Consider the following 20,977-nt stretch of genomic DNA (forward strand, 5'->3'; position numbering starts at 1 on the left):
TCAACGCGCCCGGTATCGCGACACGCGGTCGAACAAATGTTTGAAATTCGGACCAAATCGGGCTACATTCGCTTACATGAGCGACAGCAGCAGCGATACCCCGGGCACCGGCGCCGGTCGGCGCCAACGATCCGCGGATTCGGCACTGACCGAGCGACAGCGGAGCATCCTGGACGTCATCCGCGCATCGGTCACCAGTCGCGGGTATCCGCCCAGCATCCGGGAAATCGGCGATGCCGTGGGTCTCACCTCGACCTCGTCGGTCGCGCATCAACTGCGCACACTGGAGCGCAAGGGCTATTTGCGCCGGGACCCGAATCGGCCTCGCGCCGTAGACGTCCGCGGCGCCGATGCGTCGGCCGGGCGCACTGTTCTCACCGACGTGTCCGGTTCGGACGCCCTGCCGGAACCCACCTTCGTACCGGTGCTCGGGCGCATCGCGGCGGGCGGCCCGATCCTGGCCGAGGAAGCCGTCGAGGACGTCTTCCCGCTGCCGCGGGAGCTGGTCGGCGAGGGCGCCCTGTTCCTACTGAAGGTCGTCGGTGACTCCATGGTCGACGCGGCGATCTGCGACGGCGACTGGGTAGTGGTGCGTCAGCAGAACGTCGCCGACAACGGCGACATCGTCGCGGCGATGATCGACGGAGAAGCCACCGTCAAAACGTTCAAGCGCACCGGCGGACAGGTTTGGCTGATGCCGCACAACCCGGCATACGACCCCATCCCGGGAAACGACGCCGCTGTGCTGGGCAAGGTCGTCACCGTGATCCGCAAGGTGTGAGCCTGGGATTCAGATCCGGCGCTGCAGCTTCGGTTACTCCCCTTTGATGAAGCCGTTGACGCGCGCGATGTCCTCGCTGGCAAACCAGATTTCGGCGAATGCGTCGTCGTACATCGCGCTGTCAGGTGTGTAGTACAACCCGAAGCTGGCGTTGCCTTTGACCGGGTACCCGTCCGGCGCCCGGTGTGGGTCATCCAAGGGCAGGTGGATCGTTGGGTGCGCAGCCGCTTCTGGCGGCGGCATTTCCGATTCCGCGTCGGCATCTGCGGCAGCGTGTCGTCCGCTGCGCACCTCGGCCTCCGAGGGCACCCGGGTCGGCGCGGTGTCCACCGCGTCGGGGTCCTCGGCATCGACACCGTCATCGAACTCCGACAGCGCTGCGCCGCCGAGGGTTTCACCGGTCGACGGCGGCTCGCCAACGGCCCCGGGTGGCATCCAGCCGGTGCCCGGCGGGCGCATCGCCGTGCGCCCCGGGGGCCCGAGACGTTCACCGGAGAACATCGGCGGCCCAAGATCGGGCTCGGCGTCAATCGACCAGTGCCGAGCCGTATCGGGGTCGTCGTAGTCGGCTTCCAGGTCACGCTCGAACTCAGCGGCCATGGTGTCGCCGGAGCCGACGATCGGCCGCCTGCGCCGCCGGCGCTGGCGCTGCCAGCGCGGGATCAGCGCCAATATTGCGATCAGCAGCAGCGCCGGGATAACGCCCAGCCACCACCACCAGTGCGAGGCCTGCCCGGTGCCGGTGGCGGGCTGCGCCGACCCGGCCGGCTGGCTCTGCCCGGGCACCTGCACCCCGGACAACGACGACGCCAAGTTGGCCGGCTCGGTGCTGAATGTGTTCTTCGCCCGGTCCCAGGCGATCTTGCCGCCGGTGAACTTCTGCGAGACCACGTCCCGGTACACCGACTGGTCCTCCACCGGCGCGCCCAATTTGCCCTTCGGGCCGCCGAGTTTGTCCCAGGCGGCCTTCATCGCAGCGCGGACCACAAACGCGCCGTGGTCGGGCGTCCAGAAGATCACCGGTTTGTCGGCAGCGGAAAATGTGCTGATCCGGCTGGCCGGCGTAATGCCGCCGTCCGCCTCGTTGGCGGTGGGAAAGCCCAGGTCGCTGCCGACCGGGCCGCCGAGCGACTCGTACTTGGCCAGGATGGCGCCCTCGACGGCGTTGGCGCCGGTGGCGGGGCTGAAGAAGACCTTGCCGCCGGCGAAGTTCTGGGCAAGCCCGTCGTTGCCGACCGGGTATTGGCCGCCCTGTTTGGCGCCCAGCGGACCGGACGGGCCGCCGGCCGCGCGCCAGGCCACGTTGATGGCCGCAGTGGGATCGTTCGGAACCCGCGTGCCGGCCAGTTGCTGTGCTAACTCCGGGGGGACGGTGCTGAACACCTTGGTCAGCCTGTTCCACGACACCCGACCGCCGCTGAACGCCTGGGTGACCGCTTCGCCGTCGTAGGTTTCGTCGCCAACCGGGACGCCCAGCACGCTCCCCGAGCTGCCCAACTTGTCCCAGGCAGCGTTGATCGCGCCGCGCACGACGTGCGCCCCGTGCGCGGTCGTCCAGTAAATCACCGGCTTGTCGCTGGCCGAAAATGTGGCGACCCGACTGTCGGGTCCGGCCAGACCCGGCACTTCGTTCATGGTGGGAAAGCCCAGGTCGCTGCCGGCCGGACCGCCCAGCGATTCGTACTTGTCCAGCAGCGCGCCGTAGAGCGCCCTGGCGCCGGTGTCCGGGTTGAAGAACATCTTGCCGCCGGCGAAGTCCTGGGCGAACCCGGAGGCTATCGGGTAGACGTCACCGTGCTTGGCGCCCAGCTCGGAATCGTCGCCGCCGGCGGCCTGCCACGCCGCGGTGATGGCGTCGTCGGCGTCGCTTTCCGGGGATGCCGCGGCGGTGGGCGCCAGCACCATGACGCCCGCTGTGATCGTGGCCAGACCGAGCATGGCCCGTCCAAGCGCCTTGCCCACTCCATGCGCAGTCATATCGCAGACACTACGGAAACAGATACCGGCGGACGCCGAAATGAGGCTCGAACGCATCCGTGTCGTGCGGCGAGTGAGCTGCGTATGCACGGCGAGGTGCGTTAGCGTGCCGGGAACACCACCCGAGCGACACCCCCGGAAGGAAGCGCATCTGACATGGGTGTTTCCGGACTGGTCTGGGCGCTGACCGTCGCCGGGCTGGTCGGCTTGACGTTGTTCGACTACTTCTTCCACGTCCGCGCATTGCACGCGCCCACGCTGCGTGAGGCGGCTGTCTGGTCGGCGATCTACATCGCAATTGCGATGCTCTTCGGCGTAGGCGTGATGCTTGTCGGCGGGATCTCCAAGGGCTTCGAATATTTCGCCTGCTACCTGAGTAACGAAGCGCTCTCCGTCGACAACCTGCTCGTGTTCCTGGTGATCATCGGTAGCTTCGCCGTTCCCCGGATCGCGCAGCAGAAAGTGCTGTTGTTCGGCATCGTGGTCGCGATGCTGGCCCGCACCGTCTTCATCTTTCTGGGCGCCGCATTCATCAGCGTGGCCGGTTGGGCGTTCTATCTGTTCGCTGTCGTGCTGCTGATCGCCGCGGGCGGTCTGATCAAACCGACGGAGCCCGAAGACCGCACCGCGGACACGACCGTCATCCGGCTCGCCAAGCGGTTTTTACGCACCTCTGAGCACTACGACGGCGACCGATTATTCACCGTCGAGAACGGCAAACGGGTGATGACCCCGATGCTGCTGGCGATGCTCGCCGTCGGCGGCAGTGATCTGCTGTTCGCGTTCGACTCGATCCCCGCCCTGTTCGGTCTCAGCCGGAACGTCTATCTGGTGTTCACCGCTACCGCATTGTCGTTATTGGGTCTTCGGCAGTTGTATTTCCTGCTCGACGGCCTGCTCGACCGGTTGGTCTACTTGTTCTACGGTCTGGCCGCGATCCTCGGCTTCATCAGCCTCAAACTGCTGTTGCATGCGTTGCGTAAGAACAACGTTCCGTTCGTCAACGGAGGTAAGCCGGTCCCGGTCGTTGAGCCCGGTACCACGGTGTCGTTGATGGTGATCATCGTCATCCTCGTCATCACCATGGTGACGTCGCTGCTGTCCGCGCGCGGACGTGCGCAGAATGCGGTCGCCGGCGCCCGCCGGCACGCCACCGAGTACCTCGACCGGCACTACGAGGTCGATCTCGTCGAACGGCACCGGATTTTCGCCCGGCTACTCACCGAAGAACGCCAAATACGGGCGCTGCCAGCGAAATATCGGTCGCGGATCCGGCACGAGGACGAACTGATGGATCTACTCCAGCAAGCCCACCGGGCGCACGATGCGGACAACCACGATTAAACGCCGAGGCTACGACCGATGATCTCCTTCATGATCTCGGTGGTGCCGCCGTAAATGGTCTGTACCCGCGCGTCCAGATAGGCACGCGCGATGGGGTATTCACGCATGTAGCCGTAGCCGCCGTACAACTGCAGGCAGCGGTCGATCAGGTGCACCTGCTTTTCGGTCGAGTACCACTTGGCCATCGCGGCCAGCTCGGCGGTCAGTTTCTCCTCCAGATGTAGCCGAATGAATTCGTCGACCATGATCCGCACCATGGTGGTCTCCGTCGCCAGTTCGGCCAGCAGGAATCGGCTGTTCTGGAAGCTGCCGATCGCCCGCCCAAAAGCCTTGCGCTCCTTGGTGTATTGCAGGGTCTGCTCCAGCACCGTCTCCATCGCCGCGGCAGCCATGATCGCGATCGAGATCCGCTCCTGGGGCAGGTTCTGCATGAGATAGATGAACCCCGAGCCCTCCTCGCCGAGCAGGTTCTCCGCGGGGACTTTCACGTCGGTGAACGACAGCTCAGCGGTGTCCTGGGCGTCGAGGCCGATCTTGTCCAGGTGTCGACCGCGTTCGAATCCCTCCATGCCGCGTTCGACGACCAGCAACGAAAAGCCTTGCGCCCCTTTATCGGGGTCGGTCTGCGCCACCACGATTACCAGATCGGAGTTGATCCCATTGGTGATGAACGTCTTTGACCCGTTGAGCACATAGTGGTCGCCCTGCTTGACCGCGCGGGTCTTGATGCCTTGCAGGTCGCTACCGGTTCCCGGCTCGGTCATCGCGATCGCCGTGATCAATTCCCCGGTGCAGAACTTGGGCAGCCAGCGTTGTTTCTGCTCGTCGGTGGCCAACCTCAGCAAATATGGCGCCACCACGTCGTTGTGCAGCCCGAAGCCGATACCGCTGTAGCGGCCCGCGACGGTCTCCTCGGTGATGATGGCGTTGTAGCGAAAGTCGGGGTTGCCGCCGCCGCCGTACTCCTCTGGCACCGCCATGCCCAAAAAGCCCTGTTTACCTGCCTCTAGCCAGACCCCGCGGTCGACGATCTTGGCCGTCTCCCAGTCGTCGTGGTACGGCGCGACGTGGCGGTCCAGGAAGGCGCGGTAGGACTCGCGGAACAACTCGTGCTCCGGCTCGAACAGCGTGCGCTGGTATTTGGCGGCGCTAGCCATGACTGACCTCCGGCGATCGGGACTCTGCCGCCCAAGATATACCAACCGGCCGGTTGGTCGGACGTCGCGGGCCTACCCTCGATGGCATGGCCGAGACTCTCGCGGTGCAAGAACGCGGGCAAACGCTCGAGTTCTCGTTCGACGACATGCTGCGCTACGCCGGGCCGTACTCGCCGGCCGGGGTCGCCAATGCGTTCAAGGTCATGCAACGGGCGTTTGCGCTGCTGTCGCCGGAACGGCCACCGTCGCGGCGCTCGGTCGTCGTGCGGACCGCGTTTCAGGGACCGGGCGCGCGGGACGGATTCGAAGCCGTCATTCGCGCGGTGAGCGACGGTCGCTACACCGTCGATTTGACCCTGGCCCGCCCCGACCGCGGGCGGCGGCTGCAAAGCTTCGTGTTCGAGATCGGCGTCGAAGATCGCTCGGCGACGCTGTTGCTGTGCGACGGCTTCGTCAGCGACGAATTCATCGATCTGGCCGGCAAGTCCGGCCGCAGTGACACCCAAGAGAGCCGCCTCGACGAACTGAAGGCCGATCTGGCCCGGCGGATCCTCGCGGCACCCGCCGGCGAGGTCTACGACGTCGCCGAGTGAGCGCCGTTCACCGAATACTCGCGCAGGCTGGCGGCCAGGGCCACCGGCACCCGCGCCCTGATCCGGGTTCCGTCGCTGTTGTGCTCGGCCTGCTGCACGCGTCCGTCGGCGTGCAAACGCGCCACCAGATCACCGCGGTCATAGGGGATCATGACGTCGACAGCGGTGTCGGTTCGGGCGGCCAACTCGGCCATCCGCCGGCGTAACGCGTCGATGCCGTCACCGGTCCGGGCCGACACGAACACCGCCTCGGGCAGCGCGCGGCGCAACTTGGCCAGCGCCAAATCGCTTGCGGCATCGATCTTGTTGACCACCAGCAGTTCCGGTGCCGGATCACCGTGGTGATCGGCGATCACTTCGGAGATCACCTGGCGCACCGCGCTGATCTGGGCCAGCGGATTGGCGTCGGAGCCGTCGACGACGTGCACCAGCAGGTCGGCGTCGACGACCTCCTCCAGTGTCGAGCGGAACGCTTCCACCAATTGGGTGGGCAGGTGCCGCACGAAGCCGACGGTGTCGCTGACCACGAACGGCCGACCGTCCTCGAACTGTCCGCGGCGGGTGGTCGGCTCCAGGGTGGCGAACAGCGCGTCCTGCACCAGCACCCCGGCGCCGGTGAGCACGTTGAGCAGGCTGGATTTTCCGGCGTTGGTGTAACCGACGATCGCGATCGACGGCATGTCGCTCGCCAGCCGGCGGCTGCGCTGGGTGTCGCGCACCTGCTTCATCGCTTTGATGTCGCGGCGCAGCTTGGCCATCCGCTCGCGGATGCGGCGCCGGTCGGTCTCGATCTTGGTCTCACCGGGGCCGCGCAGACCCACCCCGCCGGTGCTGCCGCCGGCGCGGCCACCGGCCTGCCGCGACATCGACTCACCCCAGCCACGCAGCCGCGGCAGCATGTACTCCATCTGCGCCAACGACACCTGGGCCTTGCCTTCGGCGCTGGTGGCGTGCTGGGCGAAAATATCCAGGATCAGCGCGGTGCGGTCGATGACCTTGACCTTGACGGCCTTCTCCAGTGCGGTCAGCTGCGCCGGGGACAGCTCGCCGTCGCAGATGACGGTATCGGCGCCGGTCGCCAGTACCACCTCGCGCAGCTCGGCTGCCTTGCCGGAGCCGATGTAGGTCGACGCGTCGGGCTTGTCGCGGCGCTGGATCATTCCTTCGAGCACCTGCGAGCCGGCCGTTTCGGCCAACGCGGCCAACTCGGCCAGGCTGGCCTCGGCGTCGGCGGCGCTGCCTTCGGTCCACACGCCGGCGAGCACCACCCGCTCGAGGCGCAGTTGCCGGTACTCGACTTCGGAGATGTCGGTGAGTTCGGTGGACAGCCCGGCGACGCGGCGCAGCGCCGAACGGTCATCGAGCGCGAGTTCGCCCGTGCTGGGCGTCAATCGATCAGGAAATTCGGGAAATGTCATAGGTGATAACACCGATAATGCACGCCAAATCGGCGTTGCGCATCTGGTTTAACGCTGCTGGGCCCGCCACCACTGCTCGCTCAGCTCGCCGCGGGCCACCAGCACCGACGGACCGCGCAGGTGGCTGGTGGCCTCGGTGATCGTGACGACGACCTCGCCGCCGGGCACCCGCACCGAAAGCGTGCCGGTGGTTGCGCCGGTGTAGGCCAGCGCGGCGAGCGCAGCGGCGACGGTTCCCGTTCCGCAGGAGCGGGTTTCGCCCACCCCGCGCTCGTGCACGCGCATCGTGACCGCCCCGTCGGCCGGCGCGGTGAGGATCTCGACGTTGACCCCGTCGGGGAACTGGGCCTCGTCGAAGGCCACCGGCGCCGCGACGTCCAACGCCGCCAGCGCCTCGGTGCTCAGCGCCGGATCCACGCACGCCAGGTGCGGGTTGCCGACATCGACCGCGAGGCCGGCGAAGTGCCGACCCCCGACGACGGCCTCCCCGGTGCCGAGCCGGTTGGCCTTGCCCATGTCCACGGTGACGTCGGCACGGGTGGCGTCGACGTGGTGCAGCACGACCGGTCGCGGGCCGGCCAGCGATCCGACGACGAACTCGTCGCGCGACTCCAGCCCGCTGACCCGCAGGTAGTGCGCGAACACCCGCGCGCCGTTGCCGCACATCTGCGCGACCGACCCGTCGGCGTTGCGGTAGTCCAGGTACCAGTCGGCCGCGCCGACGCCGTCGGGCAGCCGATCCAGCACGCCGGTCGCCCGCGCCGCGCCGGCGGTGGTGACGCGCAACACCCCGTCGGCGCCCAGCCCGCGCCGCCGGTCGCACAGCGTGGCCACCGCCGCAGTGGTCAGCGCCAGCTGCGCGTCGAGATCGTCCAGCAGCACGAAATCGTTCTGGGTGCCGTGGCCCTTGGCGAACCTCACCTGCTCAGGATACGTGCCGCCACACCTGCAGCACCGCCTCGACAAGGCCCTCCGCGGCACCGTCGGACCAGTGGATCCGGTGGTCGCGACGGAACCACGACCGCTGCCGTCGCACGTAGCGGCGGGTGCCAACCAGGGTCTGCTGGTGCGCCTCGTCCAACGCCGGCGCTCCCCCATCGGCGTCCAGCGCCGCGATCACCTGCGCGTACCCCAGCGCCCGCGAGGCGGTGACACCCTCCCGCAACCCCCGGCCGAGCAATGCGATGACCTCCTCGACCAGACCGAGCTCGAACATCGCGTCGGTGCGCCGGACCAGTCTCTCGTCCAGAAGTTCGGTGGCGCAATCCAATCCGATGATCGCGGTATCCCACCGCGGCGCGCCGATGACAGGCGCCGACGCCGCGAATGGTTGCCCGGTGAGCTCGACCACCTCCAGCGCCCGCACGACACGTCGAGAATCGGTGGGCAGGATCGACGCCGCAGCGGCCGGATCGCGAGCGGCCAGCTCGGCATGTAGCGCCGTCGTCCCGACCTCGGCCAGCCGCTGCTCCCAGTTGGCCCGCACCGCCGGGTCGGTCGCCGGGAACGACCAGTCGTCGAGCAGCGATTGGATGTAGAGCATCGACCCGCCCACGATGACCGGCACGGCGCCGCGGGCCGCGATCGCCTCGATGTCGGCGGCGGCCTCTTGCTGGTAGCGGGCGGCGGTCGCGGTCTCAGTCACGTCGAGGACGTCGAGTTGGTGGTGCGCAATGCCGCGGCGCTGGGCGACCGCCAGCTTGGCGGTGCCGATATCCATGCCGCGGTAGAGCTGCATCGCATCGGCGTTCACGATTTCGCCGCCGAGCCGCTCGGCGACCTCGAGAGCCAGCTGCGACTTGCCGGTCCCGGTCGGGCCGACGATCGCCAGTGGCCTCACGGCTGCCAGATGCCGACGAAGTAACCCACCCCGTAGGGCGCTGCACGGCAGAGTTCTTTGGCCGAGCGCGGCGCGGGCTCGGCCAAACCGGCCAGCACCTGGAATGCCGCCCGCCCGACTACCTGGGCGGGCAACTGCGCTAACGCGGCGACGTCGCCAGTGGCCAGCGCATCGTCGAGGACACGCTGCACATCGAGGTCGCCGGGGTGATAGCCGCCGGGTGCGGCCGGGGCCAGTGTGGTGACGCCGTCGGCGACGACCAGCACCCCGACCGGATCGGCGGCCTGCTCGATCTCGACCCGCAATCGCCGACCGCGAGCGATCGCCGCATCCACGTCGAGGTGTGCTGAATGCACCCGGACTTCGGCGCTGGCATCGGGCTGGGCTTGGCCGCGTAGCCACGCGGTGAACAGCGCGCACAACGGCAACTCAGCCGGCTCAGCGGCACCAGGTGCCAGTCGGACCGGTACGTCGGCGCCGAAACCCGCGAACGTGCCGACGCTGCGCGGGCCGAAGACCGCATCCGCCCCGCCCACGCCGACAGCGACCCAGCGCGGCGGTAGCGCGGCGGCCGCGGCGATCACGGCGGTTCGCAGATCGGCGACCTCGGCGGCCGCGGCTCCGGCGAGTTCGGGGACCAGCACCGGTGCGGACGGGGTAATCGCGATGGCGCCCAACACGCCACCCAAACTAGCGCTGCGTCACCCAACCACACCGGGCGCCCGACAAGCCTCGTGTTACGACGGCACCGTGACGGGGTGGGTGCTTGTCCGATCGCGTCCGGGGCCGGCCGCGATGGTCGCGGCCTCGCCGCGGGCGAGAGCCACTGTGGCGGCGATCACCGTTGCGACCGCCGCGATCAGCACGAACGCGTCCGGGCCGTCGGTTTGCAGGCTTTCGCCCAACACGGTGACCCCCAGCGCCGACGCCACCACGGGCTTGGCCACCGTGATCGTCGGCAACGAGGCGGTGAGTGCACCGGCACGAAAAGCGGACTGCTGAAAGATCATCCCGGCCAGCGCGGTCCCGATCCATGCGTAGAACTCCGGCGTGCGCAGCACGGGCCCGATGCCCCCTTCGAGCACCTGGACGACTCCTTTGGTGAGCACCGCGAACACCGCCAACGACGACCCCGCCACCACCGCCAGCAGCACCGGCGCCGCCGGGCTGCCCGACGAGATTCGCGCAGCCAGCACGCACACCACCAACAGCGGACCCAAAACGATGGCCACCACGATCCAGGTTCCCAGCGGCGCGCGATTGCTACCCGCAGTCGGGTCGCCGACGGCGACAACCACGGCCAGTGCCACGGCCAGTAGCGCCGCCCACATCCACTCCCAGCGGGTCACCCGATGATGGGTAAATCGCGAGTAGATCGGCAGGGCGAACAGCAGCGCAGCCACCTGAAGAGACGTCACCAGCATCACCGAGGCCAACGCCAGGGCGACAGCCTGCAGCGTGTAGTTGGCAACGGCACCCGCGCCGCCCAACCACCATCGCGTGTCGCGCAACGACATGCGGAACAGTTCGAGGTGGCCGACCTGCTTGTCGGTGATCTCCTGCGCGGAGCGCTGGCGGATTACGTCGCCGAACGCGGAAGCCAATGCCGCGCACAGCGCGAGCAGCGCGGCGAAATCCGCCCTCCACATCCTCTGTGACCTCCTTGCCGAGGTTCGGCCCGGAAGCCGTTATGTACGTACCCAGTTCACTGACAGTTCACACGACACGCTTTTTCGCCGGATGACACGTGGCCGCGACGGCCGACTACGCGGGTTGTTGGGTGGCCGGCGCCACCCGATCCTTGGACGGCTGCGCCGTAGCGGCCTCACAGCGCGCAAGCGCCGCAGTCGCCACCACCATCACCACGACCCCCGCCCCCAGGACGACCAATCCGATCTTACCGGTATGGACGGTCTCGCCGAGGACGACGACGCCCAGTACGGCGGCGACGAGCGGTTCGGTGACCGTCAAAGTCGGTAACGACGCGGTCAGTGCCCCGGCCCGGAACGACGACTGCTCCCAACTGGTACCCGCTACGGCAACCACCGCCCAGGCGTAGAGCTCAGGAGTTCGCAACAGCTCCCAGAAGCCGTGCGAAAGCTGCGCGACGACCCCCTTGGTGAGCACCGCGAACAGGCCCCACAGCGAACCCGACACCAGCGCAAGCAGCACCGGTGCGGCGCGGCCCTCCACCAGTCGGGCGCCGATCACGCAGGCCACCAGCGCCGGGCCCAGCACGACCGCCACACCGATCCAGGTCTGAAGCGACGCCCGAGACTGGCCGGCCTGCGGATTGCCGACGATAACGATCACCGCCACCGCGGCGCCCAGCAGCACCGCCCATACCCCCTCCCACCGGGTCGGGGCGCGGTGGGACAGCCGGGCGCTGATCAGCAGCGCGAACAGCAACGAGCTCACCAGCAGCGCCTGCACCAGCAGCACCGAACCAAACCCGAGCGCGGCGGCCTGCAGACCCATCCCGCCGGCCGCTACCAGGCTGCCCAGCCACCAGCGGCGGTCACGCAACAACTTGGCGAACAGACCGATGTTGCCGACGGGTTCGTCGGTGACCTCATGGGCCGAACGTTGTTGCAGCACATCGCCGATCGCAATGAACAACGCCGCACCCAGGGCAAGCAGACTGGCGATGTCCGCGTGCGCCATGGATCTCCTCATCGATATGCGGCCGGCGTGACTACCACCAACTGTGCCACGCGGCTTCGGCGACCCGCGGCCGGCAAAGGCGAACGCGGGGTGCGCCGCGGGCCAAGCTGCTTGAATACTGGTGAGGGAACCGTCGGGATGCCACAGGCGCCTACGACGGCGGCAGTAGCTGGCGCCGCAATGCGCGGCAGGTGCGCGGGAACCCGCGCGGAGGGCAGGTGACGGTAGCTCATGACGGACGAAGAGCCCCGCAGCAGCGAAGCCAGACCGGTTCCACGTCCTGGACCGCGACCCGGACCCCGCCCGACACCCCGACCCTCGCCGCACCCGGTCGTGGCGCCACTGGCCACTGACCCGCACCGGTTCGGACGCGTCGACACCGACGGCACGGTGTGGCTGATCAGCGCGGCCGGTGAGCGGGTCGTCGGCTCTTGGCAGGCCGGTGACACCGAAGCGGCGTTCGCCCACTTCGGGCGGCGATTCGACGACCTGAGCACCGAAGTCGCATTGATGGAGGAACGGCTGGCCTCCGGCACCGGCGACGCCCGCAAGATCAAAGCCACCGCCGCGGCGCTGGCCGAGGCATTGCCGACGGCAAGCGTGCTCGGGGACGTCGACGCGCTGGCCACCCGGCTGGCCGGTATCCGCGAACATGCCGAATCCGTCGCCGTCGCCGACCGCGCCCGACGCGAGGCACACCGGGCGGCCCAGACCGCCCGCAAGGAAGCGCTGGCCGCGGAAGCCGAGGAGCTCGCCGCCACTGCGACGCAATGGAAAGCCGCCGGCGACCGACTACGCGCGATTCTCGATGAGTGGAAGACGATCGGCGGTCTGGACCGCAAGACCGACGACGCGCTGTGGCAGCGCTATTCGACGGCCCGCGAGACATTCAACCGCCGACGCGGATCCCATTTCGCGGAGCTGGACCGGGAGCGCGCGGGTGCTCGCCAGGCCAAGGAACACCTCTGCGAACAGGCCGAAGAACTGGCCGGATCCACCGACTGGAGCGCCACCAGCGCCGAGTTCCGCAAGCTGCTGGCCGAGTGGAAAGGCGCCGGGCGAGCGGCCCGCGACGTCGACGACGTGTTGTGGCACCGGTTCAAAGCCGCCCAGGACACCTTCTTCAAGGCACGTAATGCCACGACCGCCGAACGGGACGCGGAGTGGCAGGCCAACGCCACCGCCAAGGAGGCGTTGCTGAGCGAGGCCGAACAACTCGACACCACCACCCACGAGGCCGCGCGGGCAGCGCTGCGGTCGATCGCCGAGAAGTGGGACGCGATCGGCAAGGTGCCCCGCGAGCAGTCGGCCGAATTGGAGCGGCGGCTGCGCGCCGTCGAGAAGAAGGTGCGGGAGGCCGGCGAATCGGACTGGTCGGACCCCCAGGCGCAGGCCCGCGCCGAGCAGTTCCGGGCGCGTGCCGAGCAGTTTGAGCGCCAAGCGCAGAAGGCCGAGGCTGCCGGCCGTAGCAAGGACGCCGAGGAAGCCAAGGCGAATGCTGAGCAGTGGCGACAATGGGCCGATGCCGCCGCCGACGCGCTGAAGTCCTAAGGTCCTAGCCTTTGCCTTCTCGTCGAGTGTGTGGGCTATGTCCACAATTTCGCGCGTTTTTCGACCACAACCCACACAGTCGACGTGATTAGGAGGCTTCGTCGGGCGGCGGCTTGTCATCGGCGTCGTCGAGGGTGTCCAACAGCGTTCTCGACTGCTGGCTCGTGGCGGCGCGTCGGCGCTGCTCCTCGGCGGCCAGCTGAATGATCGTCCGCGACCACACCACCCGGGCCCAATGAAATGTCAGCAGCATCACGGTGACCCACCCGACGAGCAGGCCGATGCCGGGTCCGGGATGCCCGGCGGTCACGGTCTGCCGCGACCACACGGCCAAAAGACCGACACCGCTGGCCACCGCCGAGCCTGACAACGCCGACCAGGCCAGCACCCAGCGTCGGGTCAGCAACGCCAGCATCGAAAACCCGACACCGAAAACCAGCGCCAGCCAGCCGAATACACGCGATGGCAGTGTCACCGCAGCAGCTGCAGCGTCCCGGCCGCCGAACAGCACATCCCATCCGCGAACGTCGCCGGTGTGCGGCAGGATGAATGACACCAGCAACACGAACACCAGGATGGCCACGACCAAAGCCCTTGCGCCCGGATCGATTTCGTGGGCAATCCGCCGCTCTGCCGCCTCGAGATCAGCTCGGTAGGCCTCGAAATTCTCGTCGCTCATCGGCGGCCGATACCCGGCATACCCAGAGCGACACCGCCCGGACGCTGCCCCGCATCATGGGCGTCACCGGCGCGGGTGCGGCGGTGCGTGACGACGTCGCCGTCGGCGATGAGGTGGTGCGGCGCGGCGTCGGTGATCACCGTGGTGACGATGTCGCCAGGGCGCACATGCCGCGTGCCCGGCGCGAAATGCACCAGCCGTCCGTCGCGCGCGCGCCCACTCATCCGCGCGGTGCGGGCGTCCTTGCGTCCCTCACCGGTGGCCACCAGCACCTCGACGGTGCGTCCGATCTGGGCATGGTTTTCCTCCAGGGCGATCTGCTCCTGCAACGCCACCAGCCGCTCGTAACGTTCCTGCACCACCGCTCTCGGCAGCTGCCGATATTCGGCCGCGGGGGTGCCGGGGCGTTTGGAGTATTGGAAGGTGAACGCGCCGGAGAACCGCGCTCGCCGCACGACGTCGAGCGTGGCCGCGAAGTCGTCTTCGGTCTCGCCGGGAAACCCCACGATCAGATCGGTGGTGATCGCGGCGTGCGGCATCGCCGTCCGAACCCGGTCGATGATGCCGAGATAGCGTTCGGCACGGTAGGAACGCCGCATCGCCCGCAGAATCCGGTCCGAACCCGACTGCAGCGGCATGTGCAACGCCGGGCAGACGTTGGGAGTCTGCGCCATCGCTTCGATGACGTCGTCGGTGAATTCGGCCGGGTGCGGCGAGGTGAACCGCACCCGCTCCAGTCCGTCGATGCGCCCGCAGGCCCTCAGCAGTTCGGCGAAGGCACCACGATTTCGCGGCAGGGCCGGGTCGGCGAACGACACTCCGTAGGCGTTGACGTTTTGGCCCAGCAGCGTGATTTCCAGCACCCCGTCGGCGACCAGCGATGCCACCTCGGCCAGGATGTCGTCCGGGCTGCGGTCGACCTCTTTGCCGCGCAGCGACGGCACGATGCAGAACGTGCAGTTGTTGTTGCATCCGACCGAAATGGAAACCCATGCGGCATAGGCGGATTCGCGGGCAGTCGGCAGGTTTGACGGGAACTCCCGGAGTGCCTCAGCGATCTCGACCTGGGCGGTCCGGTTGTGGCGGGCCCGGTCGAGCAGCGCGGGCAGCGACCCGATGTTGTGGGTGCCGAACACGACATCGACCCACGGCGCCTTGCGCAGCACGGTGTCGCGGTCCTTCTGCGCCAGGCAGCCCCCGACGGCGATCTGCATCTGCGGGTCGCTGCGTTTGCGCGGCGCCAGATGGCTGAGATTGCCGTACAGCTTGTTGTCGGCGTTCTCCCGCACCGCGCAGGTGTTGAAGACCACCACGTCGGCGTCGACGCCCTCGGGCGCGCGCCGGTAGCCGGCGGCCTCCAGCAACCCGGCCAGCCGCTCGGAGTCGTGGACGTTCATCTGACACCCATAGGTGCGCACCTGATAGGTGCGCACAGCGCGTGGTGCCAGCGTCGAAGTCACGGGCCCATGGTACGGCGACGCCGCCCGGCATAGGGTCGGCCCATGTCGGATGCTTCGGCAGCAGCCTACGACGAGATTGGCGCCGGCTACGCGGCCTTCCGCAAGCCGGACCCGAGAATCGCCCGCGCGATCGACGCGGCGCTGGGCAACGCCCGGACGATTCTGAACGTCGGCGCCGGGGCCGGGTCTTATGAACCGGCCGATCGTGCAGTCGTCGCGGTTGAGCCGTCGCGGGTGATGATCGCCCAGCGTGCGCCCGCTCCGCCGGTGGCGATGGCGACGGCGGAGCACCTGCCGTTTCGCGACCAGTCGTTCGACGCCGCGATGGCTGTTCTCACAGTGCACCACTGGGCCGATCCGGTCGCCGGGTTGACGGAGATGCGCCGAGTGGCCCGACGACAGGTGGTGCTGACCTTCGACCCCGCAATACACAATCGGTTCTGGCTTGTTGCCGATTACATTCCCGCGGCCGGTGCCGTGGTGGCTACGGCGCCGCGGTTGTCGACAGTCGTGGAGAGCTTGGGCGCTGCGCGCGTGCAGCCGGTTCTCATTCCCCACGACTGCGTCGACGGCTTCGGGTTGTCGTATTGGCGTCGGCCGCAGATGTACCTCGATCCCGGTGTCCGTGCATGCATTTCGATGCTGGCGAAATGCGATCCGGTTAGCGTCGACGACGGGATCAGGCGGTTGTCCAGCGATCTGGCCTCCGGTGCGTGGAGTCGGCGCTACCACGATCTCTTGCAACAGGACTCGGTTGACCTCGGTTTGCGCATCGTGGTGGCCGGTGTGTCAGGCTGATCCGATGCTGCATACTTACCGTGCCCGCTGCCGATGGAACGGTTCAACTGGGCGTGGATACCACCACTACCCGCGGGAGCACGCTGCAAGCGCCGATCCGGCACAGGACTCCCTGGTGCTCTCCGCTGACCCAGCTTTCCTGGGTCAGCCTGACCACCTCAACCCCGAGCAGTTGCTGGTCATGGCAGCCTCCTCCTGCCAATTACTGTCCTTTCTGGCCGTCGCAGCGCGGGCAGGCGCAGACGTCCTCAGTTACAACGATGACGCCGAGGGTGTCATGCCCGAGCACAATCCGGTCAGCATCACCCGGATCACGCTGCGGCCACGGATCGTCGTGGCAGGCGGGCCGACGGTCGAACAGATCCATCACCTGGTCGAGGTGGCGCACCGGGAGTGCTACATCGGCAACTCGCTGCGTACCGAGGTCGACGTTGTGCCGCAGGTCGAGTTCACGGCGAACTAGACGCGCCGTCGTTCACGTTCGGCGGCCACCTCGCCACTGACCACGTCATAGGCCAGGGTCTGGCTGTAGCCGCGGCGCGCCAGCATCGCAACCAGCCGGCGGCACACCCGGGCCTCGTCGCCCTCGTCGTTCAGGGTCTCGCGGCGCAGCCTGGCCTGCACCAGCTGCTCGGCTCTCGCCCGCTCGGCAGCGGGTTTGATCCCGTCCAGCACCGCGGTGATCACGTCGTTGTCGACGCCCTTGGTGCGCAACTCAGCGGCCAACGCGCGCTTGCCTTTTCCGGCGTTCGCCCGCCGGGAGTGCACCCATTGCTCGGCGAAGTCGACATCGTCGACCAGGCCGACGGCGGCCAGCCGGTCCAGCACCCGGGTGCTGACGTCGTCGCGATAGCCGCGCTTGGCCAGCTGGCCTTCGAGCTCTGCCCGGGTTCGTGACCGCGCGGTGAGCAGGCGCAGGCATAACGCCCGCGCCTGCTCCTCGCGGGACGGCTCAGAAATCGACGGGGGCGGGCAAGACGCTGTCATCGGTCAATTCATCGGTTATCACCGCACCGATGCCAAGCTTCTCTTTGATCTTCTTCTCGATCTCGTTGGCCACCTCGATGTTCTCCATCAGGAAGCTGCGGGCGTTCTCCTTGCCCTGGCCGAGCTGCTCGCCCTCATAGGTGAACCAGGAGCCGGACTTGCGGATGAAGCCCTGGTCCACGCCCATGTCGATCAGCGAGCCTTCCTTGCTGATGCCCTTGCCGTAGAGGATGTCGAACTCGGCCTGTTTGAAAGGGGGTGAAACCTTGTTCTTGACGACCTTGACCCTTGTGCGGTTGCCCACCGCATCGGTGCCGTCCTTGAGCGTTTCGATTCGCCGCACGTCCAAGCGGACTGAGGCGTAGAACTTCAACGCCTTTCCGCCCGTTGTCGTTTCGGGTGAGTTGTGCACCATCACACCGTCGGCGAAGTAGTTATGCGATCCCTTGACCTCGATGTCGAAGCGATCCATCTTCTGATAGTCCGTCTTCGACTCGATCTCGGTGACGCGCGCCGGCATCAGTTGCATCGTGGGAGCAACAAATTGCGGCTCCACGCTGAACTGACCACGGAAGCGCGGCAGCAGCTTGTACGCCATGGATGGATGCACGTACGGCGCTATGAGTTCCTGGAATCTAGCAGTGGCCTGGGTAGAGAAGACCATCACCGAGTTACCAGCCGCACCAGCCTTTCGCAGTCGCACGTCCAGACCGCGGGTGTCGCATAGGTAGTCACGAAGACGTATCTGCGACCCTTCGCTCATTGCCTCAACACAGATCTCGATTCGCCCGCTACCACCTAGGGTGCGCTGCTGTAAGCCCCTAGAGCGGAGGCTGAACGAACCGTCGTCCATGTACCAAATGGCCAGCGCCAATGGAGTTAGCGCCTTGAGGTACTCCTCAGAGAGGAACTTCTTACCATCGCCCAAGTACACCGCGCTCATCAGCTCATGGAGCTCGGAGAGTGGAGTGAAGTCTGCGAATACAGCTCCCTTGCCATTACTGGTGCGGCAGTGCGGAACGTTCTCCAGCAAGGAGACTTTCCAATCAAGATATGCCGACTGTTTTGCCCCATGACCAATACGAAGCCGGGCCGATTCCGAATCTTGCCGCACCGGACGAGAAAGGCATCCGTCGCCCATCAAGGAACCCAGCACAACTTCCCATTGCTGATCACTGAGCAGACTCGGCTGGGCCAGCATCACACGGTCGCCGACCTGGATGTCTTCAGCTTCGCGCCAGCCGCCCGGAGTTCGGATGAGATGATTCCGAGTCATAGCCAAGCTAGCGTGGCCGCGACCCGTCCCGCCCCCTGCTCTATCAACTTTGAAGTGCAAGAACTCTTCGGCCTTGCCGTTGTTGAACCAGTTGGTCACCTTGCGCGGGACGATGCGACCGGACTCGAAGTCGTAGGACAAGACCTCGACATCCATCTTCTGGTTCACAATCTTGCCCAGCTTTTCAGTCGATCCGTCAGCAAGGGTGACGTTGGTATACCAGGACCCACACCCGAACATCACGCCGATTTTTTCCCGTAACTGGTTGATGAAGATCGCCGTGGTGCCCGAATTACTCAGCGCGCCAGTTATTTTCCGCAGCGCCTGGCTCATCAGCCGGGCCTGCAGGCCGACGTGGCTGTCACCCATTTCGCCTTCGATCTCGGCCCGCGGCACCAGCGCGGCCACCGAGTCGATGACCAGGATGTCCAGCGCACCGGAGCGGATCAGCATGTCGGCGATCTCCAGCGCCTGTTCACCGGTGTCGGGCTGGGACACCAGCAGCGAGTCGGTGTCCACGCCGAGCTTTTTGGCGTAGTCGGGGTCCAGGGCGTGCTCGGCGTCGATGAACGCCGCGATCCCGCCGGCGGCCTGGGCGTTGGCCACCGCATGCAGGGCGACGGTGGTCTTACCCGAAGACTCCGGGCCGTAGATCTCCACGATCCGGCCGCGCGGCAGGCCGCCGATGCCCAGGGCAACGTCGAGTGCGATCGAACCGGTCGGGATGACCGAGATCGGCTGACGCACCTCGTCGCCGAGGCGCATCACCGACCCTTTGCCGTAATTCTTCTCGATCTGGGCCATCGCCAGTTCGAGAGCTTTCTCGCGGTCAGGGGCTTGCGTCATGGTGGCTACCTCTCGGTGTAGTCGGTGTTCGATTGACCGGTATTGGTCAGTTGGCCGCCACGCTAGAGGCAGGGTCTGACAAGTGGCCTGACCAGCATCGGATCGTCGAACACTGCCCACAGTAGCGAACGTGTGTTCGATGGCAAGTAGGCGCGCCGTACTGTCGTCGACAAGCGGACAGGCACGCGATTTGTCACGCCGCCAGGTCGAACTCCACCTGCAATCGCTGGTAGGTCCTGACCGCCCGCAAGTCCCGAGTCAATAGCGTTACAAGTTCGACATCGGTCGGGGCTGGTTCGATCTCGATGCGCCCATCGCGCTCGGTGATCTCCACCTGCTCGTTTCCGCGCAGACCCAGGCGGTCGCGAATCCGCTTGGGGATTAGCAGGCGCCCTGCGGCGTCGATGGTAGATCGCATGGCACAGAATTTACATTTGCCTGAGCGTAGGCCACCCCGAGGAACCTTCACCACTGTTCGCGGGGGACGTCGAAGTCGACGCATAGCGCCCGCCACACGTCGCGCGGGTCCACGCCGTCCTCGATCGCCTGGGTGGCGGTACGCCCGTCGTACCCGCTCAGCACATGGTCGGCCAGCACCGAGGCGCCATAGGTGACGCCGAACCGCAGGGTGACCAGTTCGTGGAACTCCGTCAGGCGCACGTCGTACAACCTACCCAGCGAGCGCAAGCGCTTCGTGACACACCCACACCGGATCGGCGACCGCAGTGATGCCGGCGGCGGCCCGCCGGGCAGCTTCGTGGTAGCTCGGCGTCGACAACACCTCACCGACCGCGGCGACCAGCGCGTCGGCCGTCAGCGGCCGAACCAGCCGCCCGCTGCCCTGGCGCGCCACCCGGTTGGCCATCTCCCACTGGTCACCGCCGCCGGGGACGATCACCAGCGGCACACCGGCAAGCAGGGTCTTGGACACCATGCCGTGCCCGCCGCCACAGACCACCAGGTCGGTGTGCGCCAGCAGTTCGTCCTGGCGCCCCAGGCCGGCCACGACCCAGGGCGGCACGGTCAGATCGGGACCGTTCAGCCGCGACACCACCACTCGCGCGCCGGCGGGCAGCCCGGTTCCCGGCACCAGGCAGTCCAGTGCGGTCTGCGCCATACTCCGTGTCCCGGTCAACGCCGTCGACGGCGCCACCACCACCAGCGGCCCCTCCCCGGGCGGGATGGGCAGCACCTGCTCGGTCGGCTCGAAGTGCAGCGGACCCACCACGACGGCTTCGGCCGGCCAGTCCGGGCGGGGCACTTCCAACGCCGGCAGGGTGGCGATCAGCCGGCGCAACGGCCCCGGGTCGTGCGCCGGCAGGCCGATCTCGGCCCGCACCGCCGCGCGCTGACGCAGACCCGCGCGCCAGGACCGTGCCGTCAGCGCCCGCATTGCGGAGTCTCGCAGCCGCCCGCGAACGCCGGTTCCCGGCGCCAGCCCGCTGCCCAGCGGCGGCAGCCCCTTCGACGGCAAGTACAGCGGATGCGGGTTGAGCTCGATCCACGGGATTCCCATCAACTCAGCGGCCATGCCGCCGCACGCCGTGATGACATCGGACACCACCAGATCCGGCGCCAGGTCCCGCAGGCGCGGAACGTTCTGCAC

20 protein-coding genes and 1 pseudogene are annotated in these 20,977 nt (G+C 67.3%); 6 read left to right on the forward strand and 15 right to left on the reverse strand.

Going from position 1 to position 20,977, the window contains the following annotated elements:
• The first annotated feature begins 76 nt into the window (after window positions 1-76).
• Window positions 77-781: a transcriptional repressor LexA gene (gene lexA, locus ACRDTL_RS21415; RefSeq protein WP_431508701.1), complete on the forward strand. Its 705-nt coding sequence runs from the start codon at window positions 77-79 to the stop codon at window positions 779-781.
• A 33-nt stretch (window positions 782-814) separates the two neighbouring features.
• Here the strand turns inward: lexA and ACRDTL_RS21420 are convergent, their stop codons facing one another.
• Window positions 815-2,758, reverse strand: coding sequence for an LGFP repeat-containing protein (locus ACRDTL_RS21420; RefSeq protein WP_431508702.1), 1,944 nt, complete (start codon window positions 2,756-2,758; stop codon window positions 815-817).
• Window positions 2,759-2,914: 156 nt separating this feature from the next.
• Here ACRDTL_RS21420 and ACRDTL_RS21425 point away from each other — a divergent pair, with 156 nt between their 5' ends.
• Window positions 2,915-4,102: a TerC/Alx family metal homeostasis membrane protein gene (locus tag ACRDTL_RS21425; protein ID WP_431508703.1), complete on the forward strand. Its 1,188-nt coding sequence runs from the start codon at window positions 2,915-2,917 to the stop codon at window positions 4,100-4,102.
• On the opposite strand, the gene ACRDTL_RS21430 is transcribed toward ACRDTL_RS21425, so the two are convergent.
• On the reverse strand, window positions 4,099-5,259 hold the full coding sequence (locus ACRDTL_RS21430) for an acyl-CoA dehydrogenase family protein (protein ID WP_431508704.1): 1,161 nt from the start codon (window positions 5,257-5,259) through the stop codon (window positions 4,099-4,101). The two genes, ACRDTL_RS21425 and ACRDTL_RS21430, sit on opposite strands and share 4 nt — an antisense overlap.
• Window positions 5,260-5,345: 86 nt before the next feature.
• On the opposite strand from ACRDTL_RS21430, the gene ACRDTL_RS21435 reads away from it, so the two are divergent.
• The gene (locus tag ACRDTL_RS21435; protein ID WP_431508705.1) at window positions 5,346-5,852 is read left to right on the forward strand and encodes a hypothetical protein; all 507 of its coding nucleotides are present in this window, start codon (window positions 5,346-5,348) and stop codon (window positions 5,850-5,852) included.
• Here the strand turns inward: ACRDTL_RS21435 and hflX are convergent.
• From hflX to ACRDTL_RS21465, 6 genes are all read right to left on the reverse strand, one after another.
• A complete protein-coding gene (hflX, locus tag ACRDTL_RS21440) occupies window positions 5,834-7,270 on the reverse strand; it encodes a GTPase HflX (protein ID WP_431508706.1) in 1,437 nt (478 codons plus the stop codon). The genes ACRDTL_RS21435 and hflX overlap by 19 nt on opposite strands.
• A 48-nt stretch (window positions 7,271-7,318) precedes the next feature.
• Window positions 7,319-8,191 (reverse strand): diaminopimelate epimerase, encoded by an 873-nt coding sequence (gene dapF, locus ACRDTL_RS21445; RefSeq protein ID WP_431508707.1) that lies wholly within the window; start codon window positions 8,189-8,191, stop codon window positions 7,319-7,321.
• A gap of 4 nt (window positions 8,192-8,195) precedes the next feature.
• Complete coding sequence (gene miaA, locus ACRDTL_RS21450; protein ID WP_431508708.1) at window positions 8,196-9,110, reverse strand: tRNA (adenosine(37)-N6)-dimethylallyltransferase MiaA; 915 nt, start codon at window positions 9,108-9,110, stop codon at window positions 8,196-8,198.
• Window positions 9,107-9,790 carry a hypothetical protein gene (locus ACRDTL_RS21455; RefSeq protein ID WP_431508709.1) on the reverse strand — a complete coding sequence of 228 codons (684 nt, stop codon included), beginning with the start codon at window positions 9,788-9,790 and terminating at the stop codon, window positions 9,107-9,109. Before ACRDTL_RS21455 ends, miaA begins: the two co-directional genes overlap by 4 nt.
• A gap of 57 nt (window positions 9,791-9,847) precedes the next feature.
• A complete protein-coding gene (locus ACRDTL_RS21460) occupies window positions 9,848-10,759 on the reverse strand; it encodes a DMT family transporter (RefSeq protein ID WP_431508710.1) in 912 nt (303 codons plus the stop codon).
• Between the two features lie 115 nt (window positions 10,760-10,874).
• Entirely contained in the window at window positions 10,875-11,774 is a 900-nt protein-coding gene (locus tag ACRDTL_RS21465; protein ID WP_431508711.1) for a DMT family transporter, read from the reverse strand.
• 231 nt (window positions 11,775-12,005) lie between these two features.
• On the opposite strand from ACRDTL_RS21465, the gene ACRDTL_RS21470 reads away from it, so the two are divergent.
• Window positions 12,006-13,325, forward strand: a complete 1,320-nt coding sequence (locus ACRDTL_RS21470) for a DUF349 domain-containing protein (RefSeq protein WP_431508712.1) — start codon at window positions 12,006-12,008, stop codon at window positions 13,323-13,325.
• 88 nt (window positions 13,326-13,413) lie between these two features.
• Here the strand turns inward: ACRDTL_RS21470 and ACRDTL_RS21475 are convergent, their stop codons facing one another.
• The gene (locus ACRDTL_RS21475; RefSeq protein ID WP_431508713.1) at window positions 13,414-14,004 is read right to left on the reverse strand and encodes an Rv2732c family membrane protein; all 591 of its coding nucleotides are present in this window, start codon (window positions 14,002-14,004) and stop codon (window positions 13,414-13,416) included.
• Window positions 14,001-15,464: a tRNA (N6-isopentenyl adenosine(37)-C2)-methylthiotransferase MiaB gene (gene miaB / locus ACRDTL_RS21480; RefSeq protein WP_431508714.1), complete on the reverse strand. Its 1,464-nt coding sequence runs from the start codon at window positions 15,462-15,464 to the stop codon at window positions 14,001-14,003. Before miaB ends, ACRDTL_RS21475 begins: the two co-directional genes overlap by 4 nt.
• Before the next feature lie 42 nt (window positions 15,465-15,506).
• Here miaB and ACRDTL_RS21485 point away from each other — a divergent pair, with 42 nt between their 5' ends.
• Both ACRDTL_RS21485 and ACRDTL_RS21490 read left to right on the forward strand, forming a co-directional pair.
• Entirely contained in the window at window positions 15,507-16,262 is a 756-nt protein-coding gene (locus ACRDTL_RS21485) for a class I SAM-dependent methyltransferase (RefSeq protein WP_431508715.1), read from the forward strand.
• 4 nt (window positions 16,263-16,266) lie between these two features.
• Complete coding sequence (locus tag ACRDTL_RS21490; protein WP_431508716.1) at window positions 16,267-16,725, forward strand: OsmC family protein; 459 nt, start codon at window positions 16,267-16,269, stop codon at window positions 16,723-16,725.
• On the opposite strand, the gene recX is transcribed toward ACRDTL_RS21490, so the two are convergent.
• The 5 genes and pseudogenes from recX to ACRDTL_RS21515 all read right to left on the reverse strand — a co-directional run.
• On the reverse strand, window positions 16,722-17,249 hold the full coding sequence (recX, locus tag ACRDTL_RS21495; RefSeq protein ID WP_431508717.1) for a recombination regulator RecX: 528 nt from the start codon (window positions 17,247-17,249) through the stop codon (window positions 16,722-16,724). The two genes, ACRDTL_RS21490 and recX, sit on opposite strands and share 4 nt — an antisense overlap.
• Window positions 17,215-19,371: an intein-containing recombinase RecA gene (gene recA, locus ACRDTL_RS21500; protein ID WP_431508718.1), complete on the reverse strand. Its 2,157-nt coding sequence runs from the start codon at window positions 19,369-19,371 to the stop codon at window positions 17,215-17,217. Before recA ends, recX begins: the two co-directional genes overlap by 35 nt.
• A 268-nt stretch (window positions 19,372-19,639) precedes the next feature.
• Window positions 19,640-19,789: pseudogene (locus ACRDTL_RS21505) on the reverse strand (AbrB/MazE/SpoVT family DNA-binding domain-containing protein); the annotation flags it as partial.
• Between the two features lie 47 nt (window positions 19,790-19,836).
• Window positions 19,837-20,031 (reverse strand): DUF3046 domain-containing protein, encoded by a 195-nt coding sequence (locus ACRDTL_RS21510; protein WP_431508719.1) that lies wholly within the window; start codon window positions 20,029-20,031, stop codon window positions 19,837-19,839.
• Window positions 20,032-20,041: 10 nt separating this feature from the next.
• Window positions 20,042-20,977, reverse strand: a 936-nt coding sequence (locus ACRDTL_RS21515) for a glycosyltransferase (RefSeq protein WP_431508720.1), incomplete at its 5' end; no start/stop codon positions are given.

Source organism: Mycobacterium sp. (assembly GCF_050700595.1).
Taxonomy (GTDB): domain Bacteria; phylum Actinomycetota; class Actinomycetes; order Mycobacteriales; family Mycobacteriaceae; genus Mycobacterium.